This window comes from Nitrincola salilacus, from assembly GCF_046271865.1.
Taxonomy (GTDB): domain Bacteria; phylum Pseudomonadota; class Gammaproteobacteria; order Pseudomonadales; family Balneatricaceae; genus Nitrincola; species Nitrincola salilacus.
Genome location: NZ_CP176580.1, coordinates 2,791,607 through 2,808,867, shown reverse-complemented (window position 1 = coordinate 2,808,867; position 17,261 = coordinate 2,791,607). Strand labels below are relative to the sequence as shown.

The 17,261-nt window shown below is 52.6% G+C and carries 14 protein-coding genes; 7 read left to right on the top strand and 7 right to left on the bottom strand.

Features of this window, described 5'->3' with window-relative positions:
- Positions 1 to 9: 9 nt before the first annotated feature.
- The 3 genes from ACK3CJ_RS13185 to metG all read right to left on the bottom strand — a co-directional run bounded on the left by ACK3CJ_RS13185 (position 10) and on the right by metG (position 3,754).
- On the bottom strand, positions 10 to 759 hold the full coding sequence (locus tag ACK3CJ_RS13185; protein WP_409522678.1) for a DnaJ domain-containing protein: 750 nt from the start codon (positions 757 to 759) through the stop codon (positions 10 to 12).
- A 46-nt stretch (positions 760 to 805) separates the two neighbouring features.
- Positions 806 to 1,501 carry a VWA domain-containing protein gene (locus ACK3CJ_RS13180; protein WP_409522677.1) on the bottom strand — a complete coding sequence of 232 codons (696 nt, stop codon included), beginning with the start codon at positions 1,499 to 1,501 and terminating at the stop codon, positions 806 to 808.
- Positions 1,502 to 1,714: 213 nt separating this feature from the next.
- A complete protein-coding gene (gene metG, locus ACK3CJ_RS13175; RefSeq protein ID WP_409522676.1) occupies positions 1,715 to 3,754 on the bottom strand; it encodes a methionine--tRNA ligase in 2,040 nt (679 codons plus the stop codon).
- Positions 3,755 to 3,916: 162 nt separating this feature from the next.
- On the opposite strand from metG, the gene ACK3CJ_RS13170 reads away from it, so the two are divergent.
- The 7 genes from ACK3CJ_RS13170 (at position 3,917) to ACK3CJ_RS13140 (ending at position 11,065) form a co-directional block, all read left to right on the top strand.
- Positions 3,917 to 5,140, top strand: a complete 1,224-nt coding sequence (locus ACK3CJ_RS13170; RefSeq protein WP_409522675.1) for an HDOD domain-containing protein — start codon at positions 3,917 to 3,919, stop codon at positions 5,138 to 5,140.
- A gap of 98 nt (positions 5,141 to 5,238) precedes the next feature.
- Positions 5,239 to 6,327 carry a tRNA (uridine(54)-C5)-methyltransferase TrmA gene (trmA, locus tag ACK3CJ_RS13165; protein ID WP_409522674.1) on the top strand — a complete coding sequence of 363 codons (1,089 nt, stop codon included), beginning with the start codon at positions 5,239 to 5,241 and terminating at the stop codon, positions 6,325 to 6,327.
- 17 nt (positions 6,328 to 6,344) lie between these two features.
- Positions 6,345 to 7,637 (top strand): MFS transporter, encoded by a 1,293-nt coding sequence (locus tag ACK3CJ_RS13160; protein ID WP_409522673.1) that lies wholly within the window; start codon positions 6,345 to 6,347, stop codon positions 7,635 to 7,637.
- Positions 7,638 to 7,793: 156 nt separating this feature from the next.
- Complete coding sequence (gene apbC, locus ACK3CJ_RS13155) at positions 7,794 to 8,891, top strand: iron-sulfur cluster carrier protein ApbC (protein ID WP_409522672.1); 1,098 nt, start codon at positions 7,794 to 7,796, stop codon at positions 8,889 to 8,891.
- 128 nt (positions 8,892 to 9,019) lie between these two features.
- Positions 9,020 to 9,586, top strand: a complete 567-nt coding sequence (gene dcd, locus ACK3CJ_RS13150) for a dCTP deaminase (protein ID WP_409522671.1) — start codon at positions 9,020 to 9,022, stop codon at positions 9,584 to 9,586.
- Positions 9,587 to 9,606: 20 nt separating this feature from the next.
- Positions 9,607 to 10,248 carry a hypothetical protein gene (locus ACK3CJ_RS13145; protein ID WP_409522670.1) on the top strand — a complete coding sequence of 214 codons (642 nt, stop codon included), beginning with the start codon at positions 9,607 to 9,609 and terminating at the stop codon, positions 10,246 to 10,248.
- A 31-nt stretch (positions 10,249 to 10,279) separates the two neighbouring features.
- Positions 10,280 to 11,065, top strand: coding sequence for a hypothetical protein (locus ACK3CJ_RS13140; protein ID WP_409522669.1), 786 nt, complete (start codon positions 10,280 to 10,282; stop codon positions 11,063 to 11,065).
- Between the two features lie 93 nt (positions 11,066 to 11,158).
- On the opposite strand, the gene ACK3CJ_RS13135 is transcribed toward ACK3CJ_RS13140, so the two are convergent.
- From ACK3CJ_RS13135 to ACK3CJ_RS13120, 4 genes are read right to left on the bottom strand one after another with little or no spacing between them, the layout of a single operon-like run.
- On the bottom strand, positions 11,159 to 12,469 hold the full coding sequence (locus ACK3CJ_RS13135) for a TolC family outer membrane protein (protein WP_409522668.1): 1,311 nt from the start codon (positions 12,467 to 12,469) through the stop codon (positions 11,159 to 11,161).
- A 17-nt stretch (positions 12,470 to 12,486) separates the two neighbouring features.
- On the bottom strand, positions 12,487 to 15,534 hold the full coding sequence (locus ACK3CJ_RS13130) for an efflux RND transporter permease subunit (protein ID WP_409522667.1): 3,048 nt from the start codon (positions 15,532 to 15,534) through the stop codon (positions 12,487 to 12,489).
- Positions 15,531 to 16,577 (bottom strand): efflux RND transporter periplasmic adaptor subunit, encoded by a 1,047-nt coding sequence (locus ACK3CJ_RS13125; RefSeq protein ID WP_409522666.1) that lies wholly within the window; start codon positions 16,575 to 16,577, stop codon positions 15,531 to 15,533. Before ACK3CJ_RS13125 ends, ACK3CJ_RS13130 begins: the two co-directional genes overlap by 4 nt.
- On the bottom strand, positions 16,574 to 17,203 hold the full coding sequence (locus tag ACK3CJ_RS13120; protein ID WP_409522665.1) for a TetR/AcrR family transcriptional regulator: 630 nt from the start codon (positions 17,201 to 17,203) through the stop codon (positions 16,574 to 16,576). The genes ACK3CJ_RS13125 and ACK3CJ_RS13120 overlap by 4 nt, the downstream gene beginning before the upstream one ends.
- Positions 17,204 to 17,261 lie beyond the last annotated feature (58 nt).

The following is a 17,261-nucleotide window of genomic DNA, read 5'->3' as shown; positions in this document are numbered from 1 at the left end:
TTCATTAACTCATTTCCCCAGCAGTATCTTCTTGGCCGCATTAATGCGGGTGGCCAGGTAGGTACTGCCACCTCGGTCCGGGTGAACTTTCTGGATCAGTCTGCGATGCGCCTGAATGATTTCGTCACGTGTTGCGCCTTGGGTAAGGCCCAGTATATCCAGCGCTTCATCACGGTTCATCTGGTCACTGTTTGAGCTCCCGTGCAGGTTATCTCCCTCTTCTCCGCCCGGATCATCCTGACGCCAGCTATCGCCAAAACGCTTATCCAGATAGGTCTCCAGCAGACGGGCCGAATCATTATCCTGCTGACGGCAGTAACGCAGCAGCTCAATAAAATCGGTTTCTGATAACGCATCCAGTTCTTGCCCCTGCATAGGACCTTCCAGCACGCGCCCTTGCATCTCACCGCTGTCATGATCAAGAGTCATTTCCAGAATGCTGCTGCTGACGCGTGATCGATTAGCGCTCGTGTTCCCTGAAGGCTTGGTGCGGTTGCGGTTGCGGTACCAGAGAGAAATGAAGGGCAGCAGCTTGAGCAGGACAGGAGCCATTTTCGATAAAAAAGGTAGAGAGAGGGCTACCAAAGCGCCAAGAATATGAAAACGGCCACTGATCGACAGGTAAACCAGCGCCAGTACCAGTAATACCAGAATCAGTTTGGCCAGTGCCATGGGTTTCTGTTGTGCGCTCTGGTTGCGGAACCAGATAAAGCCAGCCAGTGCGATGGCTCCTAACACGATCAATCCGAAAGGGTGCAAGTCACTCTCCTGTTCAATGCATTTTCAGTACAATTACTCTGTGGTTTCAGTGCAGCTGCTTGGTCAGACGTTTGATGTGCTGCCCTTGCCGTGCGCTGAAGTGCTCAAGCGCTTTCTTGCCACCAGAAGCATAGACAGCCACGGCTGCGAGTAGATCCTTCAGCATGGCCGGACTGTTGCTGTCAAAGGGAGCATAGGCACCACCAGATAGTTTGCTCAGCTGGCGAAACACCGCTTCGGCATGAGAGTCACCGCCTTCGTGAAATATAAAGATCGGCGTGCGCAACATTCCCAGTTCGCCAGCCTGCTGGCACAGATCATCAATTGATTCCTCGCAGCAGTCCACTATCAGGACGACAGCCGTGACAGGTTGGATCCGGGTTTCCTTCCGCGCCTGTGTCAGCACCTTGCGAATCTGAGTATGGCCGCCCAGGCAGGTGACACGATTCATCTGGTTCAGCAGTTGGCGTGTATCGGTGATCCAGTCGGCGGCATGAAACTCTCCGAAGCCGCGATAGTAGCATAACTGTATCGAAAGGCCGCCCAGTTCGCGTGTGGCCATAAACAGTTCGCTCTGCAACTGGCAGGCCTGATCCCAGGTGGCCTCTCTGCTGGCGGTGGCATCCAGAGCAAAAATCATTCGTCCTTTACTGGATGTGGTGCTCGGCAACGACTTCACCTGCTCGATGAATTGATCAATTGCCTGCTTGTCGTCTCGTTTTTGTAATGATTTATCCGGCATGAATCCTATTCCCTCCTTGATATCAATGTAGCAGTAAACAGCTACACTGTACTTATCTCAATTGTATTGACCAGATGGAGTTGGAGTAGTGCCTTTAGGAAGAGTGGACAGTGACTGAGGCCGGTATGCCGGGCGGCAAGGTGACCCGCTTGAGGTCCTCCTTGCCACTCCTGATGATGATTTTTCCTGAATTTTGATCTCTAATCTTTGAAATCAGCGAATGCGCATACCTGGCTGAGCGCCTTCATGGGGCTCAAGCAGCCAGATCTCCTGCCCACCGGGGCCTGCTGCCAGCACCATGCCTTCGGACATGCCGAATTTCATCTTGCGTGGTGCCAGATTGGCCACCATGACAGTCAGTCTGTTCTCCAGTTGCTCAGGCTTGTAGGCAGACTTGATACCGGCAAACACATTGCGTGTTTCGCTTCCGATATCCAGTGTCAGGCGCAGCAGTTTGTCTGCTCCCTCGACCGCTTCAGCCTTGACGATCCTGGCAATACGAAGATCAACCTTGGCAAAATCTGCAAATTCGATGGTGTCTGCTACCGGCTCAAACTCAGGTGCTGCTTTTTCTGCTTCGGCTTTTTGTACCTGAGGGCTCTGCAGTAGATTTTCTTTAGAGGCTTCGACGATACGCTCAATCGCTTCTGGTTCAACACGCTGCATCAGCGGCTTGAACTTGTTCATGCGATGGCCAAGCAGTGGCGTCTCGATGGCGTTCCAGTCAAAGCCATCCAGATTCAGAAACTCAGCAGCTTCTTCGGCAACTTGTGGCAGTACCGGTGCAAGATAGCTGATGATGACGCGGAACAGGTTGATGCCCATCGTGCAGCACGCCTGGACCTCGGCTTCGCGGCCTTCCTGTTTCGCCAGCACCCAGGGTTCGGCGTTGTCGATATACTGGTTGGCTTTATCGGCAACCAGCATGATTTCGCGCATCGCTCGGCCGTATTCACGCTTCTCATACGCTTCGGCAATGCTTCGGCCATGGGCAACCGCTTCATGATAGAGCGCGGGCTGAGCCAGGCTGGTGTCCAGCATGCCATCAAATTTCTTATGAATGAATCCGGCGCAGCGACTGGCGATATTCACGACCTTGTTGACCAGATCGGCGTTGACCTTGAGTCTGAAATCTTCCATGTTCAGGTCGATATCATCAATACCGGAACCCAGTTTGGAGGCAAAGTAGTAGCGCAGATATTCAGGGCGCAGATGCTCCAGATAGGTTTTTGCCATGATGAAGGTGCCACGTGACTTGGACATTTTCTGCCCGTTCACCGTCAGGAAACCGTGACAGAATACGCCGGTCGGGGTTCTGAAGCCGGCACCTTTGAGCATGGCTGGCCAGAACAGTGTATGGAAGTAGGCAATATCCTTGCCGATAAAGTGATAAAGCTCGGCATCGGATCCTGGCAGCCAGTAGCTGTCGAAGTCGATATTGTTACGCAGGCTCCAGTTTTTGAAGCTGGCCATATAGCCGATAGGTGCATCCAGCCAGACATAGAAATATTTACCCGGTGCATCCGGAATCTCAAAACCCCAGTAGGGCGCATCGCGAGAGATATCCCATTGTTGCAGTCCGGACTCAAACCACTCTTCCAGCTTGTGGATCATCTGTGTCTGAACATGCTCATTGACCCAGGTACGCAGGAAGGGCTCGAAGTCGGCCAGTTTGAAGAAGAAATGCTCGGAATCTTTCTCGATCGGTTTGGCACCGGAGATCGCGGAGTAGGCATTTTTCAGTTCGATCGGGCTGTAGGTGGCGCCGCAAGCTTCGCAGGAATCGCCATACTGGTCAGTTGCGCCGCACTTGGGGCAATCGCCCTTGATGAAGCGGTCTGGCAGGAACATGTTTTTCTCAGGATCATAGGCCTGGGTGATGGTGCGGCGGGCAATATGCCCGGCATCACGCAAGCGCTCATAGATCAGAGCAGAGAAGTGGCGATTCTCTTCCGAGTGAGTTGAATAGTAGTTGTCAAAACCTACCATGAAACCGGAAAAGTCCCGCTGGTGTTCTTCGCTGACCTGGTCTATAAGCTCTTTAGGAGTGATGTTCATCTGATCTGCTTTGAGCATGATCGGCGTGCCGTGTGCGTCATCTGCACAGACATAGGTGCACTGGTGTCCGCGCTGTTTCTGAAAGCGCACCCAGATATCGGTCTGTATATATTCGACCAGATGGCCCAGATGTATCGGGCCATTGGCGTAGGGCAGGGCGCTGGTGACAAGAATCTTACGCGTGCTGTCGGTCATTTTCCGTTTGAACTCTAATCAGGGATGTTAAATGGAGTTATTGGGCTTGATTCTACGCTGATTTTTATGCCTAATGAACCATTGTCGGTTTTTAAAACGCTTCGATCAGTTTGGTGAGAGATAACGTCTTATTTTTTATACTAGAATCTATTGGGTTTAAACATGGCGGCCGAGAGCACTGGCATATTCAGCATACTTTGCGATCTTGATTCAAACGACGAGTCATCTGATCTGATATTGCCTGCCGGAGATAAGGTCCGGGTTACCAATATCGACAATGCCTGGGCTGAAATCGAGCGTAATGACTGTCGAGTGCTGATTGTACGCTCAGATAAAGCCTTTGATAAGGCTGTCGGGTTTCTTAAAGAGGTTCGCAGGCGTTATCCGGGTTTGGCGAGAATACTTCTTTCTGGTGAGCTGAGTGCTTTGCAGGCGGGTATCGCCTCGGAAGTTGTACATAGCATATTACAACCGGATTGCGATCTGAATGATCTTCAGCAGGCGATCAAACGCGCTTTGAAGGCTGAGGAACTGATCAACGATAAGAAGCTGCGTCAGTTTATCTCGTCAGTTGGCCATCTGCCCTCATTCCCTGAGGTATTGGGTGAGCTGAATGAGGTGCTTGAATCTGAAGTGGCTGGTGTAAAAGAGGTTGCCAATATTTTGCAGAAGGATCCTGCAATGGTTGCCAAGATCATGCAGCTGGTCAGCTCTGCCTATTTCAGCGGCGGGTACAATACACCGACCACACTTAAGGAGGCCGTCAAATTACTGGGACTCAGAGCAGTCCGTGATCTGGCGTTGAGTATTCATGTATTCGAGGCATTTCCGCAGGATGATCGTTGGCGCAGCTTCTCCTTTCAACAACTGCAGAATCGATCAATAGTTGTCAGTCAGTTTGCTGCTGATATCTGCAAGAGTGCTGGTTTTAACCGCCAGATTCAGGGGCAGGCGCGGACAGCCGGTTTGTTACATGATATCGGTATGATGATTCTGGCGTTGAACAATAGGGATAATTATCACAAGGCCATGGTGCGTGCTCAGGAGTTGGGGCAGCCGATTTACGTTGTTGAAAAAATGATGATGGGCGTCACCCATCCTCAGGCGGGTGCCTATCTTCTGGATTTGTGGAGTCTGGCGCCTGAAACCATCCATGCAATTCTGTTTCATCATGTTCCGATGGCGTCGGGTGATACCGAGTTTACCCCTTTGACAGCCGTGCATGTGGCTGACTCCATGTTGCCTCCCTTATTTAATGCCATGGGCTGTAATCTTGGTGGGCGACTGTCACGTGATTACATCACCCGCATCGGTATGCTGGATAAATTATCTGAATGGGATCGCATGGCACATGAGTATGCCAGTCAGATACCCACGCACGCCTGATTGACTCTCAAGTAGTCTGGCCCTCAGACAATTAGTCAAGATCGCATCATCCTGCTAGAATCGCCAGCCCCGAAACAGATGTGACTCAGAGGCGGATAATGGCGATTCCTCAGGTTGAACCAACTCAGTATGAAACCCTGCTGCAAGCGAAGCTTGTACGTACACGTGAGACCTTTGCGGGGTTTGATCTGCCTGAGATCGAGGTGTTTGACTCGCCACGAGAGCATTATCGCATGCGTGCCGAATTCAGAGTCTGGCATGATGGTGATGATCTCGATTATGTGATGTTTGAGCCAGGCGACAATCGCAACCCGGTCAAATTGAAAAGCTGCCCGATGGTATCGCGCCGTATTCATGACATGATGTTTCAGCTGCTGGAGAGGTTGCGTCCTGATCCTGTTCTGCGCTTCAAGCTTTTTCAGATAGACTTTCTCAGTACGCTGTCAGGCGAGTTGCTGGTGACTATGCTATACCATCGACCGCTGGATGAATCCTGGGTTGAGGCTGTGCGTCCGCTTCGGGATGAGTTCAATATCGATATTGTCGGCCGTTCACGCAAGAGCAAGCATGTTCTGGATCGAGAGCATGTGATCGAAACGCTTGATATCAACGGCCGCCTCTATCGTTACAAACAGGTGGAAAACAGCTTCACCCAGCCCAATGCCGACGTGTGTCGCAAGATGATCGGCTGGGTCCTGAATGCCACACGCAATACTGGTGGCGATCTTGTTGAGTTCTATTGCGGCAATGGTAACTTCACGCTGCCACTGGCGCAGAACTTCAGACGTGTGGTAGCGACAGAGATCTCCAAAGTGTCGGTTCGTTCGGCGCAGTTCAATATTGAAGAAAACGGCATCGATAATATCGATGTCCTGCGTATGCCATCCGAAGATCTGGTTCAGGTGCTCAAGGGCGAGAAGCAGACGCGTAAAGTGGACGGCCTGGATCTGGAGAGTTGCGACTTCACAACAGTGCTGGTTGATCCGCCTCGGTCTGGGCTAGACGATGAAACCGTTCGTCAGGTGTCAGAGTATGATCATATTCTCTATATCTCGTGCAATCCGGATACCCTGCATGCCAATCTTGGCGTGATCAGCCAGACGCATCGTGTGGAAAGGTTTGCCATTTTCGATCAGTTCCCCTATACCGAACATCTTGAATGCGGTGTCTATTTGACGCGGCGCTAATCTGCAGGAGGTGACGAGTGGAGCAGGATGCAAACCAGGCAGTTCCGGCCAGATTGAAACCCCTGTGGAAACTGCCGGGATTTATTCCGTTCATACTGGTTGCCTTTATCAATGCGTTGGTGGATCTCGGTCATAAGATCGTGATCCAGAATACACTGTTCAAATCTTATGATGGCCCTGAACAGATCTGGTTGACCGCGCTGGTTAATGCCTTGATTCTGATGCCGTTCATTCTTTTTTTCTCGCCAGCCGGATACCTCTCGGATCGCTTCCCGAAGGCGCGAGTGATGCAGTTGATGGCAGCAGTTGCGATTGTGCTGGCGTTGATGATTACACTGAGTTACTACCGAGGCTGGTTTGTGACCGCCTTTGTGCTGACCTTTGTGCTGGCGATTCAGAGCGCGATTTACTCGCCAGCCAAGTATGGCTATATACGAGAAATTGCCGGTGATGATCGTTTGAGTGCCGGTAATGGCTGGTTGCAGGCTGTCACCATTGTGGCCATTTTGTCGGGAATCGTGTTTTTCTCGTTGCTGTTCGAAACATTGTTGGCTGGTATCGAGGTGGTTAACCGGCCACCAGAAGAGATCCTGCCATTGATCGCTCCACTGGGCTGGTTGCTGGTGTTTTGCACCACGGTCTCTTTCTTGCTGACATTGCGTCTGTCACGGCAGTTCATGCACTTCACCCCGTCGGCATTTGACTGGAAGGCCTACATCTCAGGTGATCTGCTGCGCAGAAATTTGCAGCGTATTATCGGCTCAAGAGTCATTCTGGCCACTGTGGTTGGTCTGTCTCTGTTCTGGTCGATCAGTCAGGTGATGGTGGCTGTTTATCCCGCCTATGTGAAAGAGCATATCGGTGAGCTGAATACTTTCATTATTCAGGGCAGTATGGCGATGTCTGGAATCGGTATCATGCTCGGTTCCATCGTGGTGGCAAGGTTGTCGGCCAAAGGAATTCGCCAGCGACTGGTACCGATCGGTGCGGTATTGATTTCACTCGGTCTGGTTTTGCTGCCGCTGTTTTCGCATCTGCTGCCATCGGCCCTGATGTTTTTCATCATCGGCTTTGGTGGTGCGCTGGTGATAGTGCCATTGAATGCATTGATGCAGTTACACGCCCCTCGTGACCAGTTGGGCACGGTGTTGGCAGGGAGTAACTTTCTGCAAAATATTGCGATGCTGTTCTTCCTGATGCTGACGGTTATCAGTGCCTGGTTGCAGATGCCATCTCTGATTCTGCTGGTGCTACTGGCCACTCTGGCGGTGCTTGGTACGCTGGCTGCGTTCTGGAAGATTCCTCTGTAAGAGAAGTCTGCGTGAATAGCCTCTTATTGAATAGCCCCTACTTTGGTAGCTTGTGAGTGACCCGAAGAATGCGGCATAATTCCCAGTAAATCAGTTGGATATTATCGGTCTGAGCTGAGTGCGGCGGCGGATATATTCATAACAGGAGCAGAGTAGATGACCGAAATGAGTAATGAGGCGATCAGTGATCTGTTGGGTAACTATCAAGACCCGGAGCTGAATTGCGCACTGGGGGATATCGGGCTGATCAAGGCGTTGGATATCAGCCCGTCTCATATTCGTGTGGTGATTCAGCTCGGTTTTGCCTGCTCCGGCTATCATCAGGCGTTGAGCAGCCAGTTGCAGTCGCTGTTGCAGGACGCTTTTTCGGGCGTCACTGCCGAGGTGGTGATAGAGCAGCATATTTCAGCCTATCCGACCGGAGGTAAGATTCCTGGACTGGCTGAGGTGCGTAATATCATTGCGGTTGCTTCCGGCAAGGGCGGCGTCGGTAAATCGACCACTGCGGTCAATCTTGCGCTGGCGCTCGCTGCCGAAGGAGCGCGTGTCGGTATTCTGGATGCGGATATCTATGGTCCGAGCCAGGGTATGATGCTGGGGATTCCTGAAGGGCAGCGCCCGGATGTGGATCAGGAAAAGTATTTTATCCCGATTACTGCGCACGGAATTCAGGCGATGTCGATGAGCTTTCTGGTTACCGACAGCACGCCGATGGTGTGGCGGGGCCCCATGGCCAGTGGTGCGCTGCAGCAGTTGCTGACTCAGACGCATTGGCACGATCTGGATTATCTGTTGATCGATATGCCGCCGGGCACAGGTGATATTCAACTGACACTGTCGCAGAAAGCACCGGTATCGGGTGCGGTGATCGTGACGACGCCTCAGGATATTGCGCTGCTCGATTGCAAAAAGGGTATCGAAATGTTCCGCAAGGTCGACATTCCGGTGCTGGGCGTGGTTGAAAACATGAGCCTGCATGTCTGCTCCAATTGTGGCCATGAAGAGGCGGTATTCGGGGCCGGCGGTGGTGAGCGTATTGCAAAGGATTACAACACCGAACTGCTGGGGCAACTGCCGCTGGAACTGGCCATCCGTGAAATGACGGATCAGGGTACGCCAACTGTCGTTGCCGCTCCGCAAAGCACGGCAGCAGGGCACTATCGTTCGATTGCGCGGCGGGTCGGTGCCAGTATTGCCAGAAACAGGCTGAACCTGGCGAACATCATTCCCAACATAGTGGTCCAGTCCGACTGATTGTTTGTGCGGTTGATTGACTGATGCATACTAAATTTACCGTCCTTTAGCTAGAAAGGGCGGTTTTTTTTATCAGAAATGATAGAATGCCCGGCTGAATTGCAAGTTGTCGATGGTGAAAAGCATTTATGGGAATCAAGTCAGATCGCTGGATCCGCCGGATGGCTCTGGAACACGGGATGATAGAGCCGTTTGAAGCGCAACAGGTGCGTCGCACAAATGATCAGCCGATCGTGTCCTACGGCACGTCGAGCTATGGTTATGACGTACGCTGTGCTGATGAATTCAAGATATTCACTAACATCAACTCCACCATCGTTGATCCAAAAAATTTCGATGCGCGCAGCTTTGTTGATGTACAGTCGGATGTCTGCATCATTCCTCCCAACTCCTTTGCGCTGGCGCGTACGGTTGAATTTTTCCGTATCCCGCGTGATGTGCTGACTATCTGCCTGGGTAAGAGCACCTATGCGCGTTGCGGCATTATCGTCAATGTCACGCCATTAGAGCCTGAATGGGAGGGGCATGTCACTCTGGAGTTTTCCAACACGACGCCCTTGCCAGCCAAGATCTATGCCAATGAAGGGGTCGCTCAGATGCTGTTCCTTGGTGCAGATGAGGTGTGCGAAACCTCCTACAAGGATCGAAACGGTAAATACCAGGGTCAGACTGGTGTTGTGGTTCCCCGAACCTGAATCAGGTCAACGATAATCTTATGGCACACAATCTCGAACATATACGGGCGTTCTGGCAGCAGCTGGAGAACACGCTTGAACAGTTGCTGGAGAGCCAGACAGAGGCTCGCTTCGACGATGACCACCTGCTGGATCATTATCGGACAATACTGCAGAAGATCGATCGCAACCTGACTTTTCATTTCGAACGGGATGATAACGAAGGCCCGGTTGAGATGGTGTTCGGTTGTGATGGCTATCCGGAGTCGATCCACTCCGTACTGAATCTTATCGGGGCGGCTCCTGTGCTGACCGGTATCGAGTTCCGTGCCTTTAATGAGCGCTGCAATCCCGTACCCTCATTCATTACTCTGGGTGATGAATTTTGTCAGATTGATGATTTCTGGTGCTCATTGCGCCTGATCGAAGGAAAGCTGCAGCTTGCCGTGTATATGGAAGATATGCCTGCTATTCTGGATATGGATCCACGTGTTGAGGCGGTGATGATTTTTCTGGATGCGTTGATCGGTGAGTATGAGCTGATGACTCGCCTCTGGTCACTGGACTGGTATGATCTACCGACTGACCCCCTTGATTATGGCCTGATTCCGTTGGCTGAGTTGCGCTGTACGTTTGATGAACTCAAGGAATCAGTCAAACCGGTCGGCATCACTATCCACTGAGAACCGACCATTATTACCCAAGAGGTTTCCGATGAGCCAAAAGCTCGCTGAACTGCTGGATCGGGTACGTCTGCAGTATATTCATGCCATGAAGGTTGAAGGCAGTACTGAGCCCTACCTGACCGCACACCGCATTGCCCACCAGATGTTGATGCCGACGCCGGAGGCGATGGCAGATATCATCATGAATGACCCCAAGCTTCTGGCTGCCAGGGCGGCTGATCTGATCGAAGATCCACTTGAAATTGAAAACCCCTCTGTTGGTGCAATCGTTTACAGTAATCTGTTTGCAGCTGCGCTTGAGGGCTTGCTGGCTGTTGCGGTCAATCATGACTGGCTGGAGATTGATTCGGAAGGGCAGATACTGGTCAGTGCCGAAGAGCTGGATCGTGTGCCGGGGATCAAATACACCGATTTCAGTGAGTCAGAGATACATCTCAGTCATACGCAGAGCCTGTTGGGTAAACTGTTTGCCGCAGCAGAGAGTGACTTTATCGAACAGCTTAACAGCGCGCCGCACAATGCTTATCAGCTGGCGCTGCAGGTTTCATCTGATCATACGATATTTGCACCCGAGGAGTTGGCGCCATTGCTTCAGGAAAATCCGCTGTTGCTGGGCTTGCGGGCGGATGATCTGGTCGATGAGGATATGTTTGAGGGAGATCTACCGGCAGGCATTATCATCAGCGTGCATCTGACTGAGATGTTGTTGCAGCAGTTGCTGGATGTTGCCAATGAAGAAGGGGCGCTGGCCTTTGATAGTGTCGGTGAGATGATTGTGCCCACTGATGATGAAGATAACCCCACCGTTCACTGAAACTTCTCACTAGCCTGTTTCTGGCAGGCTGTTGAATCCCTGACCGGCAAAGAGTCCGGTCAGGGAGATGTCTTAAGCCTGGGCCTTCAATCTTTAACCTGCATTCTGCAACCATTCATCCAGTGCAAACAGATCTTCTGGGCTGAGTGTGCCGACCTGTTGTTTGAACTGGAACAATGCCAGTATGTGGTTGAAGCGCGCTTCAGCGTACTCCAGTTGAGCCTCGAACAGACGCTGCTCTGCCAGCAGAACATCGACCACGTTACGCGTCCCTACGTTAAAACCTTCCTCCGTTGCATTCAGTGCGGTCTGTCGAGACAGAATACTCTGCTCACGCGCCTCAACGCTCTGTACGCTATTCTGCAAGGTACGCAGCAGCGAGCGAATCGCTTCAGTGGCACCGCGAACCGAGTCCTCACGGGTAAACATGGCAGCGAGCTGTTCCTGCTCGGCCTGGCGCTGTGCCGAGCTGGTGAAGCCACCGCGCGAGAGGGGGACGGCCAGCGTCAGCGCCAGTCGGGTTTCGTCGTTCCAGCCGCTCTGAGTCTGTACGCCACCACTGAAGCGGGTATTGTCGTGCTGTGCCTGCAAGCTGACGGTCGGGTAGTGCTCGGCCTGCTTGCTGCGTGTGTCACGTCGTGCCGCGTCAAAAGTCAGATCACTGAGGCGAATTGAGAGGTTTCCGGTCAGCGCTTTCTCCAACCAGGGAGATGGATCGCTCGGTACTGGAGGCTCTATCGGATAGTCTTCACGCAATGGCTGTATCTGGCTGAAGGTCTGTCCGCTCAGTCGCTGCAGCGTCTCATAGCTGTTTTCGAGGGCGCTTTCGGCATCAATGCGCTGTACGGCGGCGTTGTCATAACTGGCCTGAGCATCCTGTACATCAGTGATGGCGATCAGGCCCACCTCAAACTGTGCGTTCACCTGATCCAGGCGGCGCTGCACAGCACGTTCCTGAGCGCGGGCATTATCCAGACGGCTCATGGCTCTGAGTGAGTTGAGGTAAGCTTCCACACTGCGCAGAATCAGTTGCTGCTGAGCCAGATCGTAGCGAACGGCAGCCTGTTCCGCCAGTATCTCGCCACGCTTGTAAGTGTGCCAGCTAGCTGCTGAGTAGAGTGGCTGAGAGAGCGACAGGGAATAGCCCAGACTGCTGTCGACATCACGAGAGTCTGAGTCGATCAGAGCTGTGCTCGCCTGAAAATCAGCTCTGGGAAGCAGAGCCGAGCGAGTCTGAGCGCCGACTTCCTGACCTGCCTTGAAAGTGGCCTCAGCCGCTTTCAGTTGGGGATCGTTAGCCTGTGCCATGCGATACAGGTCGGCCAGGGGACCAGCCTGGGCCATGGATGCCGACAGTGCTGTCAGTATCAGGGCCGGGATCAGAATTGATTTCACCGTTTTCACAAGTTTAGTCCTTTCGTTTAGTGTTCGGGATTAACGGCACGATAGGTCCGTTTGCCAAAAATACTGTAGATGGTCGGTATGACAAACAGTGTCAGCAGTGTACCAAACAGCATGCCGCCGACAATGACCCAGCCTATCTGCTGCCGCGACTCTGCACCGGCACCAAAGGCCAGAGCCAGTGGCAGGGCACCGAGTACGGTTGCTCCGGTGGTCATCAGTATCGGACGCAAGCGCATGGATGCAGCACGCAAGGTTGCATCGCGTAGAGAGACACCCTGATCCTGCAACTGATTGGCGAACTCGACAATCAGAATACCATGTTTGGTGACCAGACCAACAAGGGTTATCAGACCGATCTGGCTGTAAACACTGAGACTTCCTCCGCTGAAATGCAGGGCTACCAGTGCACCTGCCAGTGCCGGTGGTACGGCGAGCATGATGATCAGCGGGTTGCGGAAGCTTTCAAACTGTGCAGCAAGTACCAGGAAGATAAAGATCAGTGCCAGCACGAAGGTCTGTTGCAGTGTGTTGCTGGATTCCATGAACTCGCGGGACTGGCCGGCGTAGTCATACAGGGCTCCAGGTGAAATCTCCTGCAGGTTGCTTTCCATGAACTCCAGTGCCTCGCCCAGACTGTAGCCTGGTGCCAGCATCGACTGAATTTTGACCGCCTTCATCTTATCGAAGTGGTTCAGTTCGCGCGGTGCTACTGTCTCTTCAACGGTGATCAGGTTGCTGAGCTGAATCATCTCGCCCGAACTGCTGCGGACATAGAGATTACTCAGATCTGTCGGTGTCTGGCGCTGCTCGGGTGGTACCTGCAGGATGACATCATACTGCTCATTACCCCGCTTGAAGCGAGTCATGTTGCGTCCGGCAATATAGGTTTCCAGACTGCGGCCCACTTCGGCTATGGTCAGGCCTGCTTCTGCAACCTTGTCTCGCTGCAGGGTAATCATCAGCTCGGGCTTATTCAGCTTCAGATCGTCATCCGGCTGCTGGAAGTTGGGGTTTTCAGCCATGCGAGCCAGCAGCGCATCAGTGGTCTTGCGCAGCTCTGCGTAATCATCTGTCGATTTGATGATGAACTCGACCGGTCGCGAAATCGGGCTCTGTCCCAGTGATGGCAGGTTCATGGCGAAGGTCATGGTTCCTGGCACGCCACCAAACAGCTGTGGAGTCAGCTCTTCAACAATGGCTTGCTGTTTGCGAGTCCGGTTTTCCCAATCCTGCAGGCGGATGAACACCAGTGAATTGGTTTCACTGGGTACACCGGTCACACCGAAGTGATGGGTTCTCTCCGGTATCTGAGCGATGATGTTTTCTACCTGCTTTGCATAGCGGTTCAGGTAATCGACTGATGAGCCATCCGGTGCGATTGAGAAGGACATGATGGTGCCTCTATCTTCAATCGGTGCCAACTCCTGTGGCAGCTTGCCATAAAAGTAAACGGCACCGGCAGCACTGCCTATCAGCAGGATTATAGTCAGCAAGCGTGCATTGAGCAGGTGGCTCATAATGCGGTGGTAGCCTTGACTCAGGGCGTTCAGGAAGCGCTCGATCAGATTGAACATCCAGCTATGCTTTTTCTCGTGATGCAGCAGGCGAGAGCAGAGCATGGGTGACAGCGACAGGGCAATGAAGGTTGATACCACCACCGCACCGGCCAGTGTCAGGGCAAACTCGGTAAACAGGCGCCCGGTGCGCCCGGTAGAGAAGGCAACCGGCACGAATACCGCCACTAGCGTTGCAGTGGTTGCGATAACGGCAAAGCCTATCTCACGACTGCCTTTGAAAGCGGCTTGAATAGGATGCAACCCCTCTTCGACATGTCGAAAGATGTTCTCCAGCATCACAATGGCATCATCCACCACCAGCCCGATCGCCAGCACCAGTGCCAGCAGAGTCAGGGTGTTGATCGAAAAGTCCATCAGATACATCATCGCAAAAGCGCCGACCAGCGACAGCGGAATAGTGATGACCGGTATCATCGTTGCGCGAAGGTTACGGAGGAAGAAGAAAATCACCACTACGACCAGCAAGCCCGCCATCATCAGTGTCTGGAACACGGATTCAATCGACCGCTCGATGAAAATTGATGAATCATAAGCAACCTGGACTTTCATGCCTTCGGGCAAACTGGGTTGTATGGCGCTGAGCATGTCGCGTACGCCCTGGGATACATCCAGAGGGTTAGCAGTGGACTGGCGGATGACACCCAATGCGATGGCGCTTTCACCATTGAAGCGGGCCATGCGTCGTTCACTTTCTGGTGCAAGCTCAACGCGAGCAATATCGTTAAGCCGAACGATATTGCCATTATCACTGCGGATAATGATCTGCTCGAACTCCACAGACTCATTCAAGTCTGTCTGGGCCAGTATTGTGAACTCGCGTTCCTTGCTTTCAATACGGCCAGCCGGAATTTCGATATTCTGGGTGCGCAGGGCGTTTTCGATATCCTGTGGAATGATGCCATAAGCGGCCATGCGTTCGGGGTCGAGCCACACGCGCATGGAGTAACGACGCTCGCCCGCAATCATGACACTGGCCACACCGGCGACTGTTTGCAGGGGATCCTGGATACGGACCTGAGCAAACTCACTGAGTTCCATCGGGTCATGTGCCTCAGACGAGAGGGCGATCCAGATGATCGGTTGAGCATCTGCTTCAGATTTGGCAATCACCGGCTCATCAATCTGATCCGGTAGCTGACCACGCACACGCCCCACTCGATCGCGCACATCGTTCGCAGCAGAATCCGGCTCACGATCCAGATTGAAATGGATACTGATCTGGCTACGCTCAGAGCGGCTGATGGAGGTCATGTAATCGATGCCCTCTATTCCTGATAGAGAGTCCTCGAGTACTTTGGTGACCTGTGACTCAATAATGGAAGAGCTGGCTCCGGTATAACGAGTGTCTACTGTGACAACCGGAGAATCGATCTTTGGATACTCCCGTACTGACAGGCGATCATAAGAGATCAGGCCCACCAGCAGTACCAGCAGGCTGATAACGATCGCCAGCACAGGGCGCTTTATGCTGATGTCAGACAATATCATGTGTTGCTTTCCTCAGCAGTGGGCTGCGGAAAAAGCGGGGTGATCGGCATGCCGGGTCTGAGCTTGATATGGCCCGATGTGATGATGACATCACCAGCATTAAGTCCTGAAGAGATCTGAACCTGTCCGAACTGTCGTGTGCCGAGGGTGACAGGCACCAGAGATACCTGGTTCTCGTCGCCCATCAGCATCACGAAGAATTCCCTGTTTTGTGGAATGATCGCTTCCTCAGGGATCATCAGTGCCTGCTCGTCTTCGCCGATCAGAATCTCGATTCTGGCAAAAAGCCCCGGTCTTAGCAGCAGGTCTGGGTTGGGTACTCGGGCTCGAACATGAAGGTTGTGACTGCCGGCGCTGGCGCTTGGCGCGATGGCGTAGATCTCGCCCTCAAAGCGTTGGCCGGGTAGAGCATCTACTTCAACGGATATGCGCTGACCGGTGCGGACATCGGCCATGTTGCGCTCAGGGATGGAAAAATCCAGCTTCATTTCGCTGAAGTCGGTCAGTTCGACCAGATCCTGTCCGGCATTGACAAAGTCACCGGGTCCTATCATGCGCAGGCCCGTTACACCATCAAAAGGAGCGCGGATGGTGGTTTTGGCAAGACGTGTTCTGGCCAGCTCTACATCAGATTCATTGATGCGTAGTTGTGCCAATTTACTGTCGCGCTCGTTTTCGGAGCCGACATTGCGCTCAAGCAGGTTGGCTGCACGTTCATATTCGATACGGCTGAGGTTGGCACGCGCCTGGTTCTGGGTCAGTTCGGCTTCAAAAGCAGATGCATCCAGTTGTACCAGTGCTTCACCCGCTGAAATCGGCTGCCCTTCATCGAACAGTATGCGATGAACGCGACCGCTGATTTCGGGGCGAATAATAACCGACTCATTTGCTCTGAGTGTACCGACCACCTGAATGGTATGTTGCAGGCGGGTGGCTTCAACCTGAATCACTTCAGCCGGTAATCCTTGTGCAAAGCTGGTAACAGGCAGGGTCAGCAGCGCGAGCGCCATAAGTGTCAGGCGGCTATTGTTGAATCGTTTCATGAGATCTGAATGTCCTTTGTCCCTTTGGATGCCGGTGGCAGAACATAATCCCATAATAGAGAAAGTGTCTGCTGCAAAGGCTGCGTTGTGTTTTCAACTTTCATTCTTAACAGTGCCCCTTGCCAGCTATCCCAGATCAGGGTGGCGAGGGTTTCGGCTGGCAGGTCTTGTCTGACACTACCTTCAAGCTGACAGATACGCATATCTTCGGCAATCAGCTCAATTACGCGCTGAGTGGCTCGTCGAATGGCGTTTCTGAATCCAGACGATGCATTGCCGATCTCTCCTGAGAGGTGGGCAATCAGACAGCCAAGGTTTTCACTGGCCTGATCATGCTGCTCGATACTGAGAAGTATGGCGCGTCGGATTTTTTCCGCATGCGTTCCTTGCAGTTGTGCAAATTCCTGATTCCATCTATCTATTTCCAGAGCCTGATAGTGGGCCAGGATCTCGACAGCATACTCTTCCTTGCTGCTGAAGAAGTTGTAAAAGGAGCCTTTGGAAACCTGGCAGGCTTCCAGAATGGCACTGAGGCTGGTGCCATGATAGCCGTGCTGATGAAAGAGCTCTATTCCCTTTTCCAGCAGTTTTTCCCGGCTATGGGTCAGGGGTCTGCCCTTTGTCATGTTATAGACCATGCGTTTTAAAAAGGGCAATATTATACCGACTGACTGGACGGTTCAA

What these genes read in the sequence shown, in the direction of transcription:
- ACK3CJ_RS13180 (WP_409522677.1), bottom strand. Translation starts at nt 1,501, where the DNA reads ATGCCGGATAAATCATTACAAAAACGAGACGACAAGCAGGCAATTGAT.
- metG (WP_409522676.1), bottom strand. Translation starts at nt 3,754, where the DNA reads ATGACCGACAGCACGCGTAAGATTCTTGTCACCAGCGCCCTGCCCTAC.
- ACK3CJ_RS13170 (WP_409522675.1), top strand. Translation starts at nt 3,917, where the DNA reads ATGGCGGCCGAGAGCACTGGCATATTCAGCATACTTTGCGATCTTGAT.
- trmA (WP_409522674.1), top strand. Translation starts at nt 5,239, where the DNA reads ATGGCGATTCCTCAGGTTGAACCAACTCAGTATGAAACCCTGCTGCAA.
- apbC (WP_409522672.1), top strand. Translation starts at nt 7,794, where the DNA reads ATGACCGAAATGAGTAATGAGGCGATCAGTGATCTGTTGGGTAACTAT.
- dcd (WP_409522671.1), top strand. Translation starts at nt 9,020, where the DNA reads ATGGGAATCAAGTCAGATCGCTGGATCCGCCGGATGGCTCTGGAACAC.
- ACK3CJ_RS13145 (WP_409522670.1), top strand. Translation starts at nt 9,607, where the DNA reads ATGGCACACAATCTCGAACATATACGGGCGTTCTGGCAGCAGCTGGAG.
- ACK3CJ_RS13140 (WP_409522669.1), top strand. Translation starts at nt 10,280, where the DNA reads ATGAGCCAAAAGCTCGCTGAACTGCTGGATCGGGTACGTCTGCAGTAT.
- ACK3CJ_RS13130 (WP_409522667.1), bottom strand. Translation starts at nt 15,534, where the DNA reads ATGATATTGTCTGACATCAGCATAAAGCGCCCTGTGCTGGCGATCGTT.
- ACK3CJ_RS13125 (WP_409522666.1), bottom strand. Translation starts at nt 16,577, where the DNA reads ATGAAACGATTCAACAATAGCCGCCTGACACTTATGGCGCTCGCGCTG.
- ACK3CJ_RS13120 (WP_409522665.1), bottom strand. Translation starts at nt 17,203, where the DNA reads ATGACAAAGGGCAGACCCCTGACCCATAGCCGGGAAAAACTGCTGGAA.